15 protein-coding genes are annotated in these 20172 nt (G+C 65.5%); 5 read left to right on the forward strand and 10 right to left on the reverse strand.

Translation table 11 applies throughout. The features are described from left to right. Positions 1-29: 29 nt before the first annotated feature. From AB5Y95_RS16885 to AB5Y95_RS16915, 7 genes are all read right to left on the reverse strand, one after another. Positions 30-986: a siderophore ABC transporter substrate-binding protein gene (locus AB5Y95_RS16885; protein WP_368161637.1), complete on the reverse strand. Its 957-nt coding sequence runs from the start codon at positions 984-986 to the stop codon at positions 30-32. After that, positions 983-1765: an ABC transporter ATP-binding protein gene (locus AB5Y95_RS16890; RefSeq protein ID WP_368161638.1), complete on the reverse strand. Its 783-nt coding sequence runs from the start codon at positions 1763-1765 to the stop codon at positions 983-985. The genes AB5Y95_RS16885 and AB5Y95_RS16890 overlap by 4 nt, the downstream gene beginning before the upstream one ends. Then, on the reverse strand, positions 1762-2697 hold the full coding sequence (locus AB5Y95_RS16895; RefSeq protein ID WP_277988288.1) for an iron chelate uptake ABC transporter family permease subunit: 936 nt from the start codon (positions 2695-2697) through the stop codon (positions 1762-1764). The genes AB5Y95_RS16890 and AB5Y95_RS16895 overlap by 4 nt, the downstream gene beginning before the upstream one ends. Positions 2698-2708: 11 nt before the next feature. Then, complete coding sequence (locus AB5Y95_RS16900; protein WP_368161639.1) at positions 2709-3647, reverse strand: ABC transporter permease; 939 nt, start codon at positions 3645-3647, stop codon at positions 2709-2711. Then, positions 3644-5383: an ABC transporter ATP-binding protein gene (locus AB5Y95_RS16905; protein WP_368161640.1), complete on the reverse strand. Its 1740-nt coding sequence runs from the start codon at positions 5381-5383 to the stop codon at positions 3644-3646. The genes AB5Y95_RS16900 and AB5Y95_RS16905 overlap by 4 nt, the downstream gene beginning before the upstream one ends. Continuing rightward, positions 5377-7182 (reverse strand): ABC transporter ATP-binding protein, encoded by a 1806-nt coding sequence (locus AB5Y95_RS16910; RefSeq protein WP_368161641.1) that lies wholly within the window; start codon positions 7180-7182, stop codon positions 5377-5379. The genes AB5Y95_RS16905 and AB5Y95_RS16910 overlap by 7 nt, the downstream gene beginning before the upstream one ends. 114 nt (positions 7183-7296) lie before the next feature. Then, entirely contained in the window at positions 7297-7809 is a 513-nt protein-coding gene (locus tag AB5Y95_RS16915; RefSeq protein WP_019840901.1) for a sigma-70 family RNA polymerase sigma factor, read from the reverse strand. Positions 7810-8013: 204 nt separating this feature from the next. Between AB5Y95_RS16915 and AB5Y95_RS16920 the strand changes: the two genes are divergently transcribed. Next, positions 8014-10164, forward strand: a complete 2151-nt coding sequence (locus AB5Y95_RS16920) for a condensation domain-containing protein (RefSeq protein WP_368161642.1) — start codon at positions 8014-8016, stop codon at positions 10162-10164. 36 nt (positions 10165-10200) lie between these two features. On the opposite strand, the gene basC is transcribed toward AB5Y95_RS16920, so the two are convergent. Next, positions 10201-11505, reverse strand: a complete 1305-nt coding sequence (gene basC / locus AB5Y95_RS16925; protein WP_368161734.1) for a putative histamine N-monooxygenase — start codon at positions 11503-11505, stop codon at positions 10201-10203. A 66-nt stretch (positions 11506-11571) separates the two neighbouring features. Next, positions 11572-15861, reverse strand: a complete 4290-nt coding sequence (locus AB5Y95_RS16930; RefSeq protein WP_368161643.1) for an amino acid adenylation domain-containing protein — start codon at positions 15859-15861, stop codon at positions 11572-11574. Between the two features lie 290 nt (positions 15862-16151). On the opposite strand from AB5Y95_RS16930, the gene AB5Y95_RS16935 reads away from it, so the two are divergent. Next, positions 16152-16391, forward strand: a complete 240-nt coding sequence (locus AB5Y95_RS16935) for a phosphopantetheine-binding protein (protein WP_368161644.1) — start codon at positions 16152-16154, stop codon at positions 16389-16391. A gap of 66 nt (positions 16392-16457) precedes the next feature. After that, complete coding sequence (locus AB5Y95_RS16940) at positions 16458-17657, forward strand: histidine decarboxylase (RefSeq protein ID WP_368161645.1); 1200 nt, start codon at positions 16458-16460, stop codon at positions 17655-17657. A 50-nt stretch (positions 17658-17707) separates the two neighbouring features. Here the strand turns inward: AB5Y95_RS16940 and AB5Y95_RS16945 are convergent, their stop codons facing one another. Next, a complete protein-coding gene (locus tag AB5Y95_RS16945) occupies positions 17708-18571 on the reverse strand; it encodes a YicC/YloC family endoribonuclease (protein ID WP_368161646.1) in 864 nt (287 codons plus the stop codon). Between the two features lie 146 nt (positions 18572-18717). On the opposite strand from AB5Y95_RS16945, the gene rph reads away from it, so the two are divergent. Together rph and pyrE are read left to right on the forward strand one after the other, a co-directional pair. After that, positions 18718-19434, forward strand: coding sequence for a ribonuclease PH (gene rph, locus AB5Y95_RS16950; RefSeq protein WP_005306873.1), 717 nt, complete (start codon positions 18718-18720; stop codon positions 19432-19434). A gap of 74 nt (positions 19435-19508) precedes the next feature. Next, positions 19509-20162 (forward strand): orotate phosphoribosyltransferase, encoded by a 654-nt coding sequence (gene pyrE, locus AB5Y95_RS16955; protein WP_010635696.1) that lies wholly within the window; start codon positions 19509-19511, stop codon positions 20160-20162. The last annotated feature ends 10 nt before the right edge of the window (positions 20163-20172 follow it).

The raw sequence follows: 20172 nt of genomic DNA on the forward strand, positions 1-20172 counted from the left end.
GGTGCCCGGCGTTGGCCGGGCACGGGGGATCAGCTGCGATAGGCGGCCATCACCTCGTCGGCGATGCGGTTCAGGCAGGTGAAGCTGGCGGTGCAGAGGTACCAGGTTTCGGGGTCGACGAAGCGTACCTTGCCGTTGCGCCACGCCTTGGTCTGGCGCAGCAGCGGGTTGTCCAGGGTGCCGGCGTCGATGGCCGCGCGTCGCTCCATCACGGCGGTGCGGTCGATGACGAACAGGATGTCCGGGTCGGCCTGCTGGATGAACTCGTTGGAGATGGGTTGGCCGTGCATGCCGGTGTCCCGCTCCAATCCGGCCGGCTTGACCCCCAGGGTGTCGAACAGGAAGCCGTAGCGGGATTGGGTGCCAAAGGCGGTGAAGGCGCCGTTGTTGTGCAGCACGATCAGCGCTCTTTCCGGACGATCCCGCGTCAGCGCCTGCACCTCGGCGATCTTGGCGTCCATCTGCTGCACCTTCTCTTTGGCCAGCGCCTCCTGGCCGAGCAGGGTGCCGAGGGTGAGCAGGTGGGCCTTGGCGGCCTCCAGGATGTGGCCGTCGCGGTTGGTCATGTCGATGTCGTAGTGCAGGGTCGGGGCTATCTGGCTCAGCGCCTCGTAGCTTTGGGCCTGCAGGGGGGAGATGAGGATGAGATCCGGCTTGAGCTTGTGCAGCCGCTCCAGGTTGGGCTGGATGGTGGTGCCCACGTCCATCACGGCCGGGTCGTCCCGGTAACGCTGCAGGAAGTGCGCCACGTAATCCTTGGCGATGCCGGCCACCGGAGCCTGCAGCTGATCCAGGGTATCGAGTTCGCTCATGTCAAAGGCCACCACCCGCTTGGGCGGGGTGACGACCCGGGTGGTGCCGAGCTGGTGGGTCACGGTGACCAGGGTGCCGTCGGCCCCGGTGGCGGCCTGCTCCCTGGGGGCGTCGCAGCCGGTGAGCCCTGCGATGGCGGCCAGCAGCACGGCGGTGAGCGTATTGATCCTCATAACAATTCTCCAGACGGGGTTGGGTTGAAGTAGTTGCACAGCAGGCCGCGCTGGCTCTGCAGTATGTCGAAGCGCAGGTCGTAGAGCGTCTCCAGGTTGGCCGGGGTGACCATCTCGGCGACCGGGCCGCTGCCCGCAAGCGCGCCCCCCTTCATGGCGACGATGTGATCGGAATAGTTGGCGGCGAAGTTGATGTCGTGCACCACCAGGATCAGGGTACGCCCCTGCTCGTCGCTGAGGCGGCGGATCGCCTGCATCAGCTGCACCGCGTGCTTCATGTCGAGGTTGTTGAGGGGCTCGTCGAGCAGCAGGCAGTCGGTCTGCTGGGCGACGGTCATGGCGAGGTAGGCCAGCTGCCGCTGCCCGCCGCTCAGCTCGTCGAGGTAGGCCCGGCGCAAGGGGGCGAGGGAGAGAAAGTCGATGGCCTCGTCGACCGCGATGCGGTCTTCCCGGGTCAGGTTGCCCTGGCTGTAGGGGAAGCGGCCGAAGGCGACCAGTTCGTCGACCGTCAGTCGCAGCCCCACGTCCGGCGACTGGCGCAGGGTGGCGACCCGCTTGGCGTAGTCACGGGCGGTGAAGCGGTGCAGGTCGGTGCCCCCCAGGCGTATCCGCCCCTGGCTGATGGGCAGCAGGCGGGCCATGGCCATCAGCAGGGTGCTCTTGCCGGCGCCGTTGGGGCCGATCAGCGAGGTGACCCGACCGGCCGGGAAGTCGACTGTGATGTCGCGCAGGACGGTGCGATCGCCGTAGCGCTGATGAACCTGTTCGAGGGAGATCATGGTGATCCTCTGGTTTTGACCATCAGGGCGAGGAAGTAGGTGCCGCACACCAGGTTGATGAGGATGCTGACCGTGGTGCGGTAGTTGAAGATCTGCTCCACCAGGAACTGGGCCAGGATGAAGAGCGCGATGGCGATGGCGCAGCCGAGCGGCAGGGTGACCCGATGGCGGAAGGTGCGCGCCAGGGCATAGCTGATGTTGGCCACGAACACCCCCATGAAGGCGGTGGGGCCGACCAGGCTGGTGGAGACGGCCACCAGTACGGCGATGAGCGCCAGGTGCAGGCGTACCGCCCGTCGGTAATCCACCCCGAGCGAGCTGGCCTGCTCGCGCCCGAGCGCCAGCACGTCGAGCTCGGCCTGGCGGCGGGCGATGACGAGACAGACCAGAGCGACCAGGCCGCCCCCCATCAGCAGCTCCAGCGGCTGGGCCCGGTTGAACGAGGCATAGCCGAACCCCTGCAGGATGGCGAACTCCCCCGGACTGGTCTTGAGCTGGACAAACTGGGTCAGGGTGCCAAACACCATGGTCAGCACCAGCCCCGTCAGCAGCAGCTGGAACAGATCGGTCTGCCCGGGCCGGAACAGCCAGCGGTGGATGATGGCCGAGTACCCCAGCATCAGCAGCAGCGACAGCACGCCGTTCTCCTCGCGCCCGAGCAGCAGCAGGCTCTGGCTGCCGAGCAGCAGCACCAGCAGGGCTTGCAGCAGCAGATAGACCGCCTCGTACCCCATGATGGCGGGGGTCAGGATGCGATTGCCCGCCAGGGTCTGGAAGCTGATGGCCGAGACCGCGATGCAGACGCCGGCGACTGTGATGGCGGCCAGGCGCAGCAGCCGCTGGGGGATGATGTAGCCGGTGTCGAGATCCGACCCGAACAGCACAAAGGTCGCGGCGAGCAGGGCCAGCAGCCCCCAGATCCCGTAACGCATAAGAGTCTCTTTCATCGGCGCTGCCAGAGGATCAGCAGCAGGAACAGCACGCCGCCGAGGCTGCCGGCGGTGAGTCCGATGGGCACCTCGAAGGGGTGGATCAGCAGCCGGCTCAGCAGGTCGCACGCCAGCAGCAGCAGGGCACCATAGAGAGCCACCAGCGGCAGGGTCTTTCTCAGGTGCTGGCCGTGGCGCAGCACCACCAGATTGGGGATCACCAGCCCGACGAAGGGGATGGCGCCGACCGTGATGACGGTGGCGGCCACGGTGACCGCCACCAGCAGCAGGCCGAGGGTGGCGGTGGCCGAGTACCCGAGCCCCAGGCTGGCTGCGGCCTCCTCCCCCATGCCGAGCACGGTGAAGCGGTGGGCGTAGAGATAGGTCAGCAGGGTGATGGGCAGGATGAGGTAGATGATCTCGTAGTTGCCCTCGACCACCTTGGAAAAATCCCCCAGCATCCAGCCCTGGATGCTCTGCAGTATGTTGTGCTGGTAGGCGTAGAACTCGGCGAGGGCGCTCAGCACGCTGCCATACATGAGGCCGATCACCGGGATCAGCACGGTATTCTTGAAGCGGATGCGGCGCACGATGACGATGAACAGCAGGCTGGCGGCAAAGCAGAAGGCGAGCGCCACCAGCATGCGGCCGGTGGTGCCGGCGGCGGGTAGCTGGGTCAGGGCGATCAGGGTACCAAGCTTGGCGGCGTCGAGCCCGCCGGAGGTGGCGGGCTCGACAAAGCGGTTCTGCACTATCTGCTGCAGGATGACGCCGGCCACCGCCAGCCCGGCGCCGGTCAACAGCACCGCCGCCAGCCGCGGCAGGCGACTGGCGGTGAGGGTGAGCAGGCCATCCCCGGCGAAGAGTTCCGCCAACGGGAGGGGGCGCGCCCCGATCAGCAGGGAGCATGCGGCCAGCACCAGCAGGGTCGCCGGCAGCAGGAGCGCCCTCACGCGTCTTCTCCGGTCAGGCGCCACCCCTTGGCGCTGGCGCGCTGCGCCAGGAAGTGGGCATAGCGCCCCGGCTGGCGGCTGAGGACGGCGTGGGGGCCCTGCTCGCACACCATGCCATCGTCGAGCACCACTATCTGATCGGCCATGGCCACGGTCGAGAGCTGGTGGGCGATGACGATCAGGGTGCGTTTGCCCCGCAGCCGGGCCAGCGTCTCTGTGATGGTGGCCTGGTTCTCCGCATCCAGCGCGGCGGTGGCCTCGTCCACCAGCAGGATGGGGGCGTCCTTGAGCAGGGCACGGGCGATGGCGATCCGCTGGCGCTCGCCCCCCGAGAGGCGCGTGCCACCCTCGCCAACCTGGGTGTCGAGCCCGAGCGGCAGGCGCTCGACTATCTCGCTCACCCCGGCCTGATGGGCGGCGTGCAGCAGCTCGGCATCGCTGGCCTCGGGCTTGCCGATGCGGATGTTGTCGGCAATGGTGCCCTGGAACAGATAGGCATCCTGGAAGATCTGGCTGATGTGACTGGCCAGGGCCTCACCGCTCATGGCGCGCACGTCCACCCCTCCCACCAGCACGGCCCCCTCGCCGACGTCGAAGAAGCGGGCGATGAGCCGCAGTACAGTGCTCTTGCCCGAGCCCGAGGCGCCGACCAGCGCCGTCATGCTGCCGGGCGCCACCGCCAGATCCACCCCCTTGAGCACCTGCGGGTGGGCCGGGTCATAGCCAAAGTGCACCCCGCGCAGCTCCACTGAACCATCCAGCGGGGTAGCAGGAGTGGCCGGCTGCGGCTGGGCCGGGTAGTCGAACATGGTTTGCAGGGCCGCCAGCTGGGCACGGGCGCCGCGCAGCACGTCGCTGTAGCCGGCCACGTCGAGCAGGGGATCGATGAAGCGGTTGATGAGCACCAGGGTCACCAGGGCGGCGATCAGGCTCTCCCTGTCGGCCCCACCCAGGTGCTGGGCGGCCACCAGCAACAGGGTGGCAAAGCAGGCCTGCACTGCCCAGATGTTGAGCCCGGAGGCCAGGGCAGTGAGCCGGATCAGCTGCCTGCCGGAGGCTTGCTGCTGGGCGATGGCCTGCTCGAGGAAACGGGTGCCCCCCTGCTCGCCGTTGAAGGCGCGCAGCACCGACTGGGCCTGGGCAAACTCCACCATGCGCTGGCTGGTATCGGCGGCATGCTGGTGGAAGGTCTGGTCGGCGTGCTGGTTGAGGCGGGTGGTGAGCAGGAAGACCGCCACCAGCAGCGGCAGGGCGATCAGGGCGATGAGGCCGAGCTGCACATCGAGGGCAAACAGGGCCACCAGCACCACCAGCGGGGTGATCACCCCGCCGAGCAGGGGGGTGAAGACGTGGGCCGGCAGCTGGGCCAGTTCCATCATGCCTTGCGAGGCCAGGTGGTTGAGGCGGGCGGTGTTGGCCGGGGTGAACCAGCCGATGGGCAGGCTGCCCACGTGCTCGCCCAGGGCGTGGCGGCCGGTGCGCAGCACCGCGATCCCCACGGCGATGCCAGCCTTTTCCACCCGGCGGCGCAGGTTCCAGCAGAGCAGCACGCCGATCAGCTGCACCAGCAGCCAGCCGGTGGCGGCGTCGGTCTCGGCGCGCAGCAGGTGTGTGAGCACCGGGATCAGGCAGACCAGGGTCAGGCCGCAGAGCAGGCCGTAGAGCAGGGCCAGCAGGCCGTAGCGGCGCAGCAGGACGGCGTCGTCGCCGAGCAGGCGCAGGAAGGTGTTCAGCATGTGGGGACGGCCTCCTGATGAGGGGGGTGGGTCTGGGCGGGAGTGTCGTATCCCCCCTGTTCCCATAGACGGGCATAGCGGCCGCGGCGGGCCAGCAGTTCGTGGTGGCGCCCCTGCTCGCACAGGACGCCGTTGTCGAGCACCAGGATCCGGTCGGCGTGCATCACGGTGTCGAGCCGATGGGCGATGACGACCAGAGTGCGGCCGCTGGCGAAGGTGGAGAGTGCCTGTTGCAGCTTCACCTCGTTGTCGGCGTCGGCGGCGGCGGTGGCCTCGTCGAGCACCAGCACCGGCGGGTCGAGCAGCAGGGCGCGGGCGATGCTGACCCGTTGCAGCTCGCCGCCGGAGAGGTTGGCGTCCTCACCGACCACGGCGTCGTAGCCCCGCGGCAGGGCCAGGATGCGGTCGTGGATGTTGGCGCGGCGCGCGGCGGCCTCGACCTCCTGGCGGCTGGCGCCGGGGCGGCCGAGGGCGATGTTGTCGTGCAGGCTGGCGTGCACCAGGCGCACCTCTTGCAGCACGAAGCCGATGTGGCGATAGAGCTCGCGGCTCTCGAGATCGCGCAGGTCCACCCCACCCAGGGTGATGCGCCCCTCGCTCGGGTCGAAGAAGCGCAACAGCAGTCTGGCCAGAGTCGATTTGCCGGCCCCGGAGGCGCCGACGATGGCGGTGACCGTGCCCGGGGTCAGGGTGACGGTCAGCTCGCTGAGCACCGGGGGCTGGTCGTCGTAGCGGTAGCTCACCTGCTCGAGGCGCAGGGTGTTGTCGGCCGGCTGCAAACCGGTGCCGGCGGCGGGCTCCGTCAATACCGGAGTGGTGAGCAGGCCGTGGATCCGTTCGGCGGCCGCGGTGGCGCTGCCGAGATCGTGCTTGAGGTAGCTCAGCAGCATCAGGGGGGCGCACAGCCCCGGCGCGACCAGCACAAAGGGCAACACCTCGGCCGGTGTCATGGCACCCGCTCGCACCATCACCACGGCGCCGGCCAGCACCACCCCGAGGACCGAGGCGGGGGCCATGATGGCGTTGGCGTTGGCCATGGCCGCGACCAGCGGACGGGTGAAATCGGTGAAGGCGCGGGCAAAGTCATCGATGGCGTTGCGGTAGCTGGTGTGCAGCCGGCCCTGCACGCCGAAGGCCTTGACCACGGGGATGCCGCTCACGAACTCCACCACGGCGTTGTTGATGCGGGCCATGCCGGCGCCGAACTGCTGCATGTTGGCGGCGCTGGCGCGGTGGGCGCGGGCGGAGAACAGGAAGAAGAGCGGGAAGGGGGAGAGGGCGATGAGGGCCATCCGCCAGTCCATGGCGAAGAGGTAGATCAGGGAGATGAGCACGGCGCCGCTGCAGCGGCCCAGGGTGGTGTAGAAGTGGGCCGTCAGGCTGTGCAGGGTGCCGATGTCGTCCTGCATCGCCTGTTTGACCTCCCCCGAGGCGCGGGCGGTGAACCAGCCGAGGGGCACCCGGGCCAGCCGCCGGGTCAGGGTCAGGCGCAGCTGGCCGGTGATGCGGTTGTCGGCCAGGTGGGCCACCAGATCGCCGGCGCTGAGCAGGATCATGCCGCCGAACAGGCAGGCCAGGCTGATCCCGAGCACTGCGGTGATCGCGTCGCCTGGCACGGCGGCCTCGGCCAGCATCAGGCCCGCCAGGTGGGCGATCCCGGCCAGCGGGACCAGGGTCAGCATGGCGCCGATGGCCGCCAGCAGGGCGGCGGCGATCAGGTGGCCGCGAATGGGGGCCAGCACGCGGCTGATGGGCCCGCCAGCATTGGCCTCGGGGCACTGCACATCGTCTGCCTTCATGGCTATTTCTCCACGGTGAAGTGATGGTGGCCGCAACGAGCGACCGGATCTCTGTGGTTTTCCGTACGGGGGACAAAAAACCTCAAATGAATCTTTTTATTTCCCCCATCCGGGTCAGATGCCGCCGCCGGGCCGGCTGCGATGGCAGCTTTGCACGCCCTGGGCGATATACTTCTCGACCGATGAAACGGACACCTGCAGCTGGCTGGCGATGTCCTGATAACCGAGGCCGCCGAGGCGGGAGAGCAGCAGGGCCTGGCGGATCTTGGGGGACTGGCGTTGCAGGGCTGATGCGACGGCTCCCAGCGCCTCGCGCTGCATGGCGCGCAGCTCTTCCGAGGGGGCCTGAGCGTCGGGCTGGTAGCTTTGCTGCTCGAGGTAGCGGGCCTCCAGCGCACGCCGGCGGTAGAGATCGATCACCTTGCCCTTGGCGATCTGCATCAGATGGCGACGGCACTCGGCCGCCGTGGGGATATGTCCCTTGCGCAGCAGCTGAAGGTAGATGTCGTGCGCCAGATCCGCGGCGTCGCAGCTGTTGCCCAACCTGCGTCTTAGCAGCGAGCAGAGCCATCCGTGATGTTCCTGATACAGACGATGCAACTGCGCCTGGAAGGAGCCTGTGCCCATTTCCACGATTTCTCTCCTGAACCTCGTGTTATTTTTATTTGAGAATGAAAATCATTATGGTAATCATTTGCACGGTATCGTGTTCATCGATATATCGCAATGCCTTTCCCGCCAATTAGGGGGGAGGGGCATGCGTCCGTGGTTATTTCAAATAAAACAGACGTAATTCACAGGGTTATATTTCCACAGAGAAGGAGATGGCTTTTGCTGCAATTCCATAATGAGGGGCTGCTTGAGCTGCCTGTCAGTGCCCATGAAGAGAGCTGCTGGTTGTTACAACAACAGCAGCCCGAGCAGATAATTAAACAGGCGATGTGTTGGCCGCTCCCTGACGATATTGATATTTCGCTGTTGATACTGAGTGTTGAGTTATTAATAAAAGAGCAGCCGGAACTCAATGCCCGTTATTTTTTCAGTGCCGATGGCGATCTATTTAAATATCAGATAAATGGCTGGTATCCCTGTCTGGAATTTCATCGTCTGGCGGCTGACGAGGTGGATGAGCTGGTACGGAGAGTGCAGCAGCTCCCCTGGGACAGTGCCCGCCAACCACCTTTCAAGGCATTGATTATCAACGCAGAAAATAGTGTGACACTGGCGCTGGTGCTGCATCCTGTGCTTGCGGAACAGGGTTCGCCACAGACCCTGATGGCGGCGCTGAAGCAGCACTACGATCGGTTGGCTACCGGCCAGGCCGGGCAAACGCCGCTGCTGCTATCATCCCCGGCATGCATTGCCACACCAGCCTCTTGTGCCCCTGCTCATGATGTCGGCAAGAATATTTCACGGATTATTCTTGAGGAATTTCGCCGTGCCTTGTCATCGCCCGATATGGGACCGGATGATGACTTTTTTGATAATGGTGGTCACTCCCTGCTGGCGACCAGAATTATAGGGAAATTACTGAGCGAGCACGGCATCGAGTGCCGCTTCAATGACTTTTTCGAATCGCCGACGGCGGCGGCCCTGGCACGCAAGGCCGTGATATCAGAGCAGGCTTCATTGCCGGAAGCCGTCCCGGCAAATAACAGGGCACCGGCTCCGCTCGCCCTGGCGCAGGCCTCTCTGTGGCGGGCTTATGAAGCCCACGACTTTGGCACCATTTTTAATCTTCCCTTTGCCCTCGACTTTATTGACGAGGTGGACGAGCCCCTGTTTGCTCGCGCCTTTGCCGATATTATCGAGCGCCACGCCAGTTTGCGGACTCTGTTCATGACGCAGGATGGCGAAGTGCGGCAACGCATTCTCCCGGTCGATCAGCTGGCCGGCTATCGCTGGTTCTGGGGCAGTGCCGAGTCGCAGGGGATGACCCTGGCCGACGCAGCGGCCCATCGCTTCGACCTGACCCGGGAGCTGCCACTGCGGATCCGTTTCCTGCGCGATCCGGCCACGGGGCGCCAGCAGCTCTCCTTGTTGGTGCATCACATGGTGGTGGACGAGTGGTCCATCAACCTGATGATGGGGGAGCTGGCCCAGGCTTACCTGGCTCGCGCCGCCGGGCCTGCCCCCCGCTGGGATGCGCCGGCACCGGCGTTTCACGATTTTGCCCGCCGGCAGGCGGCGGATGGGATCAACGAGACGCACCTGGCCTACTGGACCCGTCTGCTGCACGGCGCCGTGCCGGCTTCCCGCCGTCCTCCCTTGCCGGTGATGCCCCTGCAGGGGGAAACCTGGGCTGCCCGCTGGCACGAGTGGCAGCCGGCCGGGGGCACGCTGGCCCGGCTCTATGAGCTGGCCCGTGGCCACGATGCCTCTATCTTTACCCTGATGTACACGGCCATCGCCCTCTCCTTGCACCAGCTGGGTCAGGCCGAGGAGATCCTGATCGGCACCTCGACCTCGGGGCGCACCGATCCCGCCTTCTTCGACTCGGTGGGCTATTTCACTACCATGGTGGCGCATCGGGTGTCGTTTGCCGCGACCACCCGGTTTGGCGATCTGCTGCGCCAGGTGACCCGTACCATCAACGACTCACTCTGCTACGCGGATGTGCCGCTCGAACAGATCCAGCAGGGATTGGGCATGACGCCAGCCGACGGCTTGCTGTTCGACGTCTACATCCAGATCCACGCCAGCAACGCCCTCAACGGCCGTCTGCCGACCCCGGCAGGCGAGGGGCTGCGCTACCGCCAGATCGATGCGGACAAGACCGAAACCATGTTCGGCCTGCAGTTCGAGATCATGGAGGATGTGCTGGACGATGAGCGGCGACTGCGGCTGGTCATCACCTACCGGGATGGTCGCTACAGCCCGGCCCAGATACAGACTCTCTGTGCCCTGCTTGAGCGGTTGCTCGAACAGCTGGTGCGGGAGGGTACCGCCAGCCCGCTCGCGGCCCTGGCCCCACAGGTGTGATGGCGTGAGCCCCCGCAAGGGGGCTCACTGATTGGCTCAGTCGGTCGGCAGACCGTAGTGCTGGAAGGTGGTGCGGGCGGGCAGGTGGTAGTGGGCGCGGCCCAGCAGCTGGTTGAGGATGCGGGCATTGCGGTTGGGCCCGAGCCCCAGATCCGGCGAGCCTACCCCCTGCTGGAAGATGTCGGCGTTGTGGATGAAGACCCGGCCTGTGCCCCGATCGGCGCGGCGGGCGGTGAAGTCCTCCTGCACTATGCAGTCCCCCTGTTTGTCCACGGCCAGCACCTCACCCTTCAATTGTTCGAACCAGGCGGGCCAGGCGTGGGCATAGCCGGTGGCGGCCACCACGGCATCGGCCTCGAGGGTACAACGCTGATCGAGCTGGGTGTGGTGGCAGGTCAGGCGCAGGGCGCCGTCGCTCAGGACTTCGGCCGCCTCCAGATTGCAGCTGGAGAAGAGGGTCAGCCCGGGTGTCTGGCCGCCGATGGATCGCTCGTAGATCAGGTCGAACAGGGCGCCTATGGTCGCGAAGCTGATCCCCTTGTAGAGCATCCCCTGCCCGGCCACGATGGCGCGCCGTTTCTCCCGCGGGATGCGCTGGAAATAGTCCATGTAGCCGGGGGTGAAGCACTCCTGCCCCAGCTTGGAGTACTCCATGGGGTGGAAGCCGGGGGCCCGAGTGATCCACTGGATGGCCGCCCCGGCGGCCACCCGCTCCGGCGTGAGCGTCTGGAACAGGGCCAGCACGCACTCGGCCGCACTCTGCCCGGAGCCGACCACGGTCACCCGGCGGCAGGCGGCCAGGCGCTCCCTGGCGTGCAGGAAGTCGGCGGAGTGCAGCAGATTCTGATGATCGATCCCCTGCGCCCAGGCTGGCAGGGCCGGGCGGGTGCCGATGCCGATGGCCAGATCACGGCTCTGGTAGTGGCGGGGCCGGCCGTCGGCGTCGCGGCTCTCGAGGCAGAAGCGCTCCTTGCCCGCATCGTAATGCACCGCTACCACCTCTTCGCCAAAGCGGCAGCTGGGTAGCTGCTCGGCGGCCCAGCGGCAGTAGTGGTCATACTCGCGGCGCGGGATCTGGAAGTGGTCGTAGTAGTAGAAGGGGTAGAGCCGGTCGTGCCGGTGCAGGTAGTTGAGGTAGCTCAGCGGATGGGTCGGGTCGGCCAGGGTGACCAGATCGGCCAGGAAGGGCACCTGCAGCGTGGTGCCCGGCAGCAGGAGCCCCTGGTGCCAGCTGAAGGCCGGTTTGCGATCCAGAAATACCCCGCTCAGCTCGGGATGCCGGTCCAGCAGGGCCGCCAGCCCCAGGTTGAAGGGGCCGATGCCGACCCCGGCGATATCCACGTGTGTGGTCTCCATAAACACTCCCAAAGGAAAGGTGATGCGCCCCGGCCATGCCGGGGCGCAGGATCAGGCGCGCACGCTGGCCAGCAGCCCCTCGACGTCGGCCGCCGTGCGGCAGGCCAGCAGCTGGCCCGGTGACAGCTCCACGGCGAAGCGTTCGCGCAGCCGGGCCGAAATGGTCTTCAGGTGCTGGGGCCGCAACCCCAGCGCGGTAAAGGGCTGCCGGCTGTCGGCACTGCCCGGTGCCGCGCCCAGCACCTCCAGATAGATGTCGAGCACCCCGTGACGGGGGGCGGGTTGCGCCAGCAGGTGGCGTGCGGCGGGCTTGTCCGGCTTGCCGTTGGCGGTGAGGGGTAGCTGCTCGACGGCCAGGGCGCGGGTCGGCACATGGGAGGCCGGCAACTGCGCGCGGGCAAACTCGCGCAGGGCGGCCGGGTCCAGCCGGTGGCCGGTGGCGCAGACGTAGAGCAGCCCGATCCCCAGCTCTCCCTGTTGCTCGTCGCCGTACTCCACCACCAGCACCTGGGCGAGGGCCGGATGGGTGATGAGGGCACTCTCTACGTCGGGCAGAGATACACGCACCCCGCGCACCTTGATGTAACCGTTGACCCGGCTGTCGAACAGCAGGGTGCCGTCGCGGCGGTAGCGGCCCCGGTCGCCGGTGCGAAACGCACGCACCGGCTGGCCCCTGTCATCGGTGAGGGTGACGAAGTCGGTCTGGATCTGCTGCCCCTGTTCGAGGTAGCCGAGGGCCAGGTTGACGCCGCTGGTATGGATGCGGCCCGCCACCCCGAGTGGGCAGTGTTCGCCGCGCTCGTCCAGCAGCCAGTAGGCATTGCCCGGCAGCGGTGTGCCATAGGGAATGCGCTGCCGATCGTCGGCGCTTATCTCGTGCCAGATGCTCCAGATGGTGGTTTCGGTCGGCCCACCGAGGGAGAAGAGATGGGTGGCAGGCAAGCCGGTGCGCAGGCGTTCTATGATGCCCGGCTTGATGTAATCCCCCCCCTGGGCGATGAGCCGCAGACTCTGCAGCGTGTCGACCGGGTGGCAGGCGAGCAGCATCTCCAGCATGGCTGGCACCGAACACCAGAGGGTGACGCCGTGACGCGCGATGAGCCGGCCCCAGTGCACCGCATCCTTGTCGGCGCCTGGCTCCGGCAGCACCAGGGTGGCGCCGGCGGTCAGGCAGCCAAACACGTCGAAGACCGACATGTCGTGGTGCAGCGGGGTGACGGAGAGAAACCTGTCCTGCTCTGTGATGTTCCAGCGCTGCAGGGTGCTGCCGATCACGTTGGCGGTGGCCTGGTTGCTCAGCACCACGCACTTGGGGCGCCCCGTGGTGCCTGAGGTATAGAGGTAGTAGGCCGGCGTGGTGTGGGCACTGCGCCCCGCCCAGGGCGTGCCGAGGGAGGCGTCGGAGCCGGCCAGCAGGGGGGCCGGGGTCAGCGTGGGGTGGCCGGTCTCTGCGCCTGGCTCTGCCACCACCAGATCGGGGCAGCAGTTGTCGAGCAGATAGCGGCGGCGATCGGCTGGCGAGGCGGCATCGACGGGCACCCAGATGATGCCGCTGAGGGCGCAGGCCAGGGTCACCATGGTGTGTTCTGGGCTGCGCGGCAGGCAGATGGCGACGACCTGCCCGGCCTCGATGCCGGCCTCGCTCAGGGCATGCATCACGCGCCCCACGCCGTGACCAAGCTCCCGGTAGCTGAACCGTCGTTCCCCCTGGATCAGGGCCACAGCCTCGTGCTGCGGATGGAACAGGCGATCGGCGATGCGCTGGAGGAAGTCGGTGTGGCAGGCGGCGTCCGGCAGGCTGTTGTGACGGGCATGGGTGGGGGTGACCAGGTCAGGGAGGTGAAATGCCTTTCCCTCCGCCAGCCGGGCCACGGCACGCGCCATGGCCGCGAGCAGATCGCTCACCAGCGCGGCCTCCAGAGCCTCGCTGGCGTAGTCGATGTCGAGCACCAGGGTACCGTCGGCCTGCTGGCTGATGCGAATGTCCATGGCGACCTGGGGTGTCTGGGTCAGCCCCCCTTGCCACTGCATGGGGCTCTCTGACGCGGCCACCGGCCAGGCCAGTCCGTTGGTGATGACCACGGGCAGGGCGGGCCCGCCGCCATGGGTCTCCACCAGCTGGCGGGCGATATCGACCCCGGAGAACGCGAGCCGATCCAGCCCCTCCATGACGTCCTGCTGCAGGATGTGGGCCCGCTCCAGCAGGGTGCCCTCCGCGGGCTGCCAGGTGAGGGCGATAAAGCTGGATCGGTTGGTCAGCGGTCCGCCGGGTGGCGGGGCCACCGGCACGGCCACGCAGAGATCTCCCTCGTCGCGCCAGCGGGAGAGTACCTCCAGGATGACGGCCATCAGGGTGGTGTTCTTGAACAGGTGCTGGCGGGCACCCAGCTTGTAGAGCGCGGCCGCCTGCCCGGCAGGTATGCGTTGCCGCTGGCGGGCGTAACGGGCACTGCGCAGACCTTCGAGCGGCTGGGTCCAGGGCAGGCGCGGTGGCCCCTCCAGCCTGGCCAGCTTGCGTCGCCAGTAGTCCCCTGCCTGCTCCCGCTGCGCCGCCGTGGGCTCGTGAGCGGGCGGAGAGGGCAGCGCGGGGGCCACTATTCCTTCGAACAGTTCGCGCATCAGGGTGGCGATGGCGTGTCCATCCAGGATCAGGGCATCGATGCGCACGAAGGCGACCAGCTCGTCTCCCGGCAGGTGCAGCAGGGTCAGATCCCAGGGAGACTGCGTCAGGTCGAACAGGGCATGGCTGTATGCCTCCCGGTGGCGAGCGAGCCTGGGAGCCACCTCCTCTTCGGTCAGCTGACGCAGGTCCTGTTCGTGCAGATTGAGGCGCGCCTCGTCATCGACGATCTGTACCAGGCGGTCGGCATCGATGCGGGTACGCAGCGCATCGTGGCGCTGCACCATCTCTTGCAGGCGGGCGCGCAGCAGCGCCGGCTCCATCTTGCCGCGGTACTCCCGGTACTCCTGCATGGCCACGCCCCCGAGCGGAAACTGGGTGGTGCGCCCGAGCAGGTAGGCCTGCTGCAGCGGCGTCAGGGGGGCTTCGCGGCGGCGATGCAGTGGCGTGTCGAGCAGGGCGGGATCCCGCGCCAGCTGGCGCAACTGTGCCACCAGATCGTCGAAGAGGGCGGTGATCCAGGGGCGCGGCAGGGCATCGAGGCGGACGTCCCAGTTGATGAGCAGTTCGCCGCGCAGGCGCACCATCTGGGCATCCAACGCCACCTGGGGGCCCTGGGAGATGACCCAGTTCATGGCGCCGAAGACCCTGTGCACCCGTTCGTCAAACAGCGAGCCCCCTTCCAGATCCAGGGCGGCGGTGAAGACGATGGGGGCCAGCTGGGCCGAGCCGTGGTGGCGGGAGAGATCGCGCATCACCGCCACGCCGGAATAGGCGCCGTGACCGAGGCGCTGGTGCCATTGGGCCGCCAGTTGCCGGCACAGCGCATCCAGCGTGCCGGCCTGGTCAAGGTCCACGTCCACCAGGGTGAGGTTGGCGAACTCGCCGACGATCCGCTGCTCGTTGCCGAGCACGGGCTCGCGCCAGAAGAAGGGGACATTGAGGCGAAAACGCCTGTCGCCGGTGGCCTTGCCCAGGGCGTGGGCGAAGAGGCCCAACATCAGGCTGGAGAGGGTCAGGCGCCGCTGCCGTGCCAGGGTGGTGAGGGCCTGGCAGGTGGCGGCATCCAGGGTGGCGCTGAGGCGCTCGCTGGCGGGGGGCGTCGGCTGCGGAACGGTCGGCAGGGTGGGCGCCTGCGCCAACGTTGGCAGCTGTTGTCGCCACCACTGCCGATCCTGTTCCCGGCGCGCGCGCAGGCGCGTCTGCACAGCCTCGTGCCAGGCAAAAAACGAGGGGGCTGGCGGCGGCGTCCACTCCGGCTCTTCGTACCATTGGGCCAGATCGGCGAGCAGGATCCGCACGCTGGAGGGATCGACGGCCATCATGTCGGTGTCGATGTGCAGCCGCTGGCGCTGGTCTGCCAGTCGGGTGACGGAGAAGCGGGCCGCCTGACCCCGGCTCAGATCGAGTTGCTGGTGGGTCCACTCCTGCCGCTTGCGGGCCAGGGCATCGGCCAGTGGCTGGCCGCTCAGGGAGCGGAAATCATCTATCTCCAGCACGGCCGGGGCAGGATCCCCCAGCGTTTGGGTTCCCTCCCGGGTGACGGTGAGGCGCAGCATGGGGTGCGCCTGATAGAGACGCTCCAGCGCACCATGCAGGCGCGCCAGATCGAGGGCCGGGCCGTCAAACTCGGCATAGAGGTGGGCACTGACGCCCCCCAGATGGGCATGTGAGCTGCGCCCCATCCAGCAAGCCGCCTGCATCGCGGTCAGTTCTTTCATCTCATTCATGGCGTTGACAACTTGTCGTGTTTCGTTGTTTATATATTTAAAGGTGAGAATGATTTTCATTTCAAGATAAATTTAATCCGTCAACCCATATGGTTATATCGATAAGTCGCTTAATTAAATTGGCATCAGTCGTGGCCAGAGATGACTCTGGAAGGTATTTCAGGCCGGTATGACGGGACCTCTTTTTTGACAGTAATCGATCCAGTTTTTAGCAATTTGGTGGGGGCGTTGATTAAACAATCACGACTAGAAATAACCATGACAGACAGTGAGGAAATAACATGAGCAGACCAACATTCATGACCCGTGAGTGGTTGAATGAACGAGTACAGAGCTTGGTGGAGGAGGGGGAACTGGATCCGGAGGAGAGTCTGGTGCTGTATGGGCTGGACTCCCTCAGCATCATGCGCTTTACCGCAGAGCTGAAGGCACAGGGGGTCGATGTCGGCTTTGACGAGCTGGCGCGCAGGCCCACCCTGTCAGCCTGGTGGGCGATCCTGAGCGGCTCCCAGGCGGCCTGACTGGCTGTATATATTCAATCAATTTCACGCATTGCTCTTATCATTCAGCAAGGGCGGCGCCAGGTCATGGCGCTCGCCACGGACACCATCATGACGCTGTCAGCAGAAGATCAGCACAGGCTCGAGCAGTTTTGGCAGTTCTGCCTTACCCATCAATATTTCAATGTCGGTTATCCGGAGGCTGCCGACTTTGATTATTCCAAGCTGCACAAGTTTTTACAGTTTTCTATCAATAACTGTGGCGACTGGGGGGCGCCTGGAAATTATTTGCTCAATACCTTCGAATTTGAGCGGGAGGTCATGAACTATTTCTCATCGCTATTTTCAATCCCGCCAGAGCAGAGCTGGGGTTATGTGACCAATGGCGGTACCGAAGGCAATATGTTTGGCTGTTATCTTGCCAGAGAGTTGTTTCCTGAAGGCACCCTCTATTATTCACAAGAGACACACTATTCGGTTGCCAAAATAATCAGGTTGCTGCGGATCAAGGCCAAGGAAATTCCCACACTGCCCACCGGGGAAATAGACTGCGATAAATTGGCAGAGCAGATAGTGGATGATGGCGAGCGTCATCCCATCATATTTGCCAATATCGGTACCACCATGAAGGGGGCGGTCGACGACATTGGCGCCATTCAGCGGCGGCTGTCGGCCATCGGCATCCCCCGTCAGGACTACTACCTGCACGCGGATGCGGCTCTGAGCGGTATGATACTGCCGTTTGTGGACGATGCGCCGGCCTTTTCATTTGCCGACGGCATCGATTCCATCAGTGTCTCGGGCCACAAGATGATGGGGTCGCCGATCCCGTGCGGCATCGTGCTGGCCAGGCGGCGTTTTGTAGATCGCATCGCCGTGGAGGTGGACTACATCTCGGCCAGCGATCAGACCATCAGCGGATCGCGCAACGGCTTCACGCCCCTGTTGATGTGGGCCGCCATCAAGGGACGGACGCTGGCCCAGTGGCGTGAGCGGACCGGGCGCTGCCTGGCCATGGCCCAGCAGCTGGTAGAGCGGCTGAATCAGCAGGGGGTGCCGGCCTGGCGGCATCCGCACTCCATTACCGTGGTCTTCCCGCGTCCCTCGGAGCGCACCTGGAAGCGCCATTGCCTGGCGACCTCGGGCGAGCATTCCCACCTCATCATCCTGCCTCATCATCACAGCCTTCATCAGCTGGATGCGGTGATCCACGACATAGTGCGGGATCTCGGCCCGGAGGCCGAGCCCACCGCCTGCGCGCTCCCTGTGCTCGCCTGCTCCGCATAAAAAGAAAAAGCCATTGTCTCCAATGGCTTTTTCACGCTATCGAACCGGTATTATTCGATGTTCTGGATCTGCTCGCGCATCTGCTCGATGAGCACCTTCAGCTCGACGGCGGACTGGGTCACCTCGGCGTTGATGGACTTGGAACCGAGGGTGTTCGACTCGCGGTTGAACTCCTGCATCATGAAGTCGAGACGACGGCCGCAGGCGCCACCCTTCTTCATGATTTTGTTGGTCTCGCTGATGTGCATCTCCAGCCGATCCAGCTCTTCGGCCACGTCGATCTTCTGGGCTAGCATGACGATCTCCTGCTCGATGCGGGCCGGATCCAGCTCCACCTTGGCCTCGGCCAGCCGGTCGGTGAGCTTCTGGCGCTGCCACTCGATGATCTGCGGCAGGTGCACGCGCACCTTCTTCACTTCCACCTGAATGCCGGCCAGGCGCTGTTCGATCAGCGCCTTGAGGTTGGCCCCTTCGCTGGCGCGGGAGGCGAGGAAATCTTCCATGGTCAGGTCAAACCCGCCGAGCAGCTCGGTGGCGACCACGTCCATGTCCTGCTCGGCGGCAGCCATCACGCCCGGCCAGCGCAGCACGTCGACCGGATTGAGCTGGCCCTGGCCAGCCTCTTTCATCACCCAGTTGGCGCTGTCGATGATGAGCTTGGCCAGCTCTTCATTGATGTGCAGCTGGCTGGCGGCAGCCTGGGCGGCCTCGAAGCGCAGGTTGCACTCCACCTTGCCGCGCTGCAGCTTGGCGCGGAAGCGCTCACGCAGAACCGGCTCCAGGCTGCGCAGTTGTTCCGGCAGGCGAATGTAGGTCTCCAGATAGCGCTGGTTGACCGAACGAATTTCCCAAACGGCTGTGCCCCAGTCGCCCTTGAGTTCCTTGCGGGCGTAGGCGGTCATGCTGTGAATCATTGATTGTTCCGGGCTTGATGAAGTGTGGGGCCAGTATACTCAGCCAGGCCTGCTCCGTCAGCCGACAGCGTGGTTTTAGCGGCTGATATTTGGGCTGGGATCACTTATACTCCTGCGCCAATTCAGCCAGCCCAGAGGTCCGTCCCATGTCACGTCCCAGCGATCGCACTGCCGCGCAGCTTCGTCCGGTCACCATTACCCGCCACTTCACCAAGCATGCTGAAGGGTCCGTGCTGGTGGAGTTCGGCAACACCCGCGTGCTCTGCACCGCCAGCGTCGACACCAGCGTACCGCGCTTCCTGAAAGGGAAGAACCAGGGCTGGGTCACCGCCGAGTACGGCATGCTGCCGCGCTCCACCCACTCCCGGATGAACCGCGAAGCGGCCTCCGGCAAGCAGAGCGGCCGCACCCTGGAGATCTCCCGCCTGATCGCCCGCTCCCTGCGCGCCGCGGTAGACCTGACCGCGCTGGGCGAGCACTCCATCACAGTTGACTGCGACGTGCTGCAGGCCGACGGTGGCACCCGTACCGCCGCCATCACAGGTGCCTGTGTGGCGCTGGTGGACGCGCTGAACTGGATGGTGGAGAAGGGCATGATCAAGCAGAGCCCGCTCAAACAGATGATCGCCGCCGTCTCCGTCGGCATGTTCGAAGGGGAAGCCATCTGCGATCTGGAGTACATCGAAGACTCCGCCGCCGAGACCGATATGAACGTGGTGATGACCGAAGATGGTCGCATCATTGAGGTGCAGGGCACCGCGGAGGCCGAGCCCTTCACCCACGAAGAGCTGCTGGAGATGCTGGCGCTCGCCAAGGGCGGCATCGCCGACATCATTGCGCTGCAGAAGCAGTCACTTGCATGATTTTAAAAACGCGGCATTGTCCGCGTTTTTTTATACCCCACGAAAGTAAACGACAAGCCAAGCAAGGAGCCAGAATGAAAGCCTACCAGCGTCAATTTATCGAGTTCGCCCTGGAGAAACAGGTCCTCAAATTCGGTGAATTTACCCTGAAATCCGGTCGTAAAAGCCCCTACTTCTTCAACGCCGGCCTGTTCAACAGCGGCCGCGATCTGGCCCGTCTCGGCCGCTTCTACGCCGCCGCCTTGATGGATGCCGGCATCGAGTTCGACGTGCTGTTTGGCCCGGCCTACAAGGGGATCCCCATCGCCTCCGCCACCGCAGTGCAGCTGGTGGAGCAGCACGACGTGGACGTGCCCTGGTGCTTTAACCGTAAGGAAGCCAAGGATCACGGTGAAGGCGGCAATCTGGTGGGCAGCCCGCTCAAGGGGCGCATCATGCTGGTGGACGACGTCATCACCGCCGGCACCGCCATCCGCGAATCCATGGATCTGATCCAGGCCAACGGCGCCTCCCTGGCCGGTGTGCTGATCGCGCTTGACCGTCAGGAGAAGGGCAAGGGCGAGCTCTCCGCCATTCAGGAGGTGGAGCGTGACTACGGCGCCCACATCATCGCCATCATCCAGATGAGCGACCTGATCGCTTATCTGGAAGAGAAGCAGGCCGAGCAGCCGGAGCTGGCTACACAACTGGCTGCCATGAAGGCGTACCGCGCCCAGTACGGCATCTGAGCCGGTCACA

The organism is Aeromonas sp. R5-3, assembly GCF_040908225.1.
In the GTDB taxonomy this organism is placed as follows: Bacteria; Pseudomonadota; Gammaproteobacteria; order Enterobacterales; family Aeromonadaceae; genus Aeromonas; species Aeromonas dhakensis.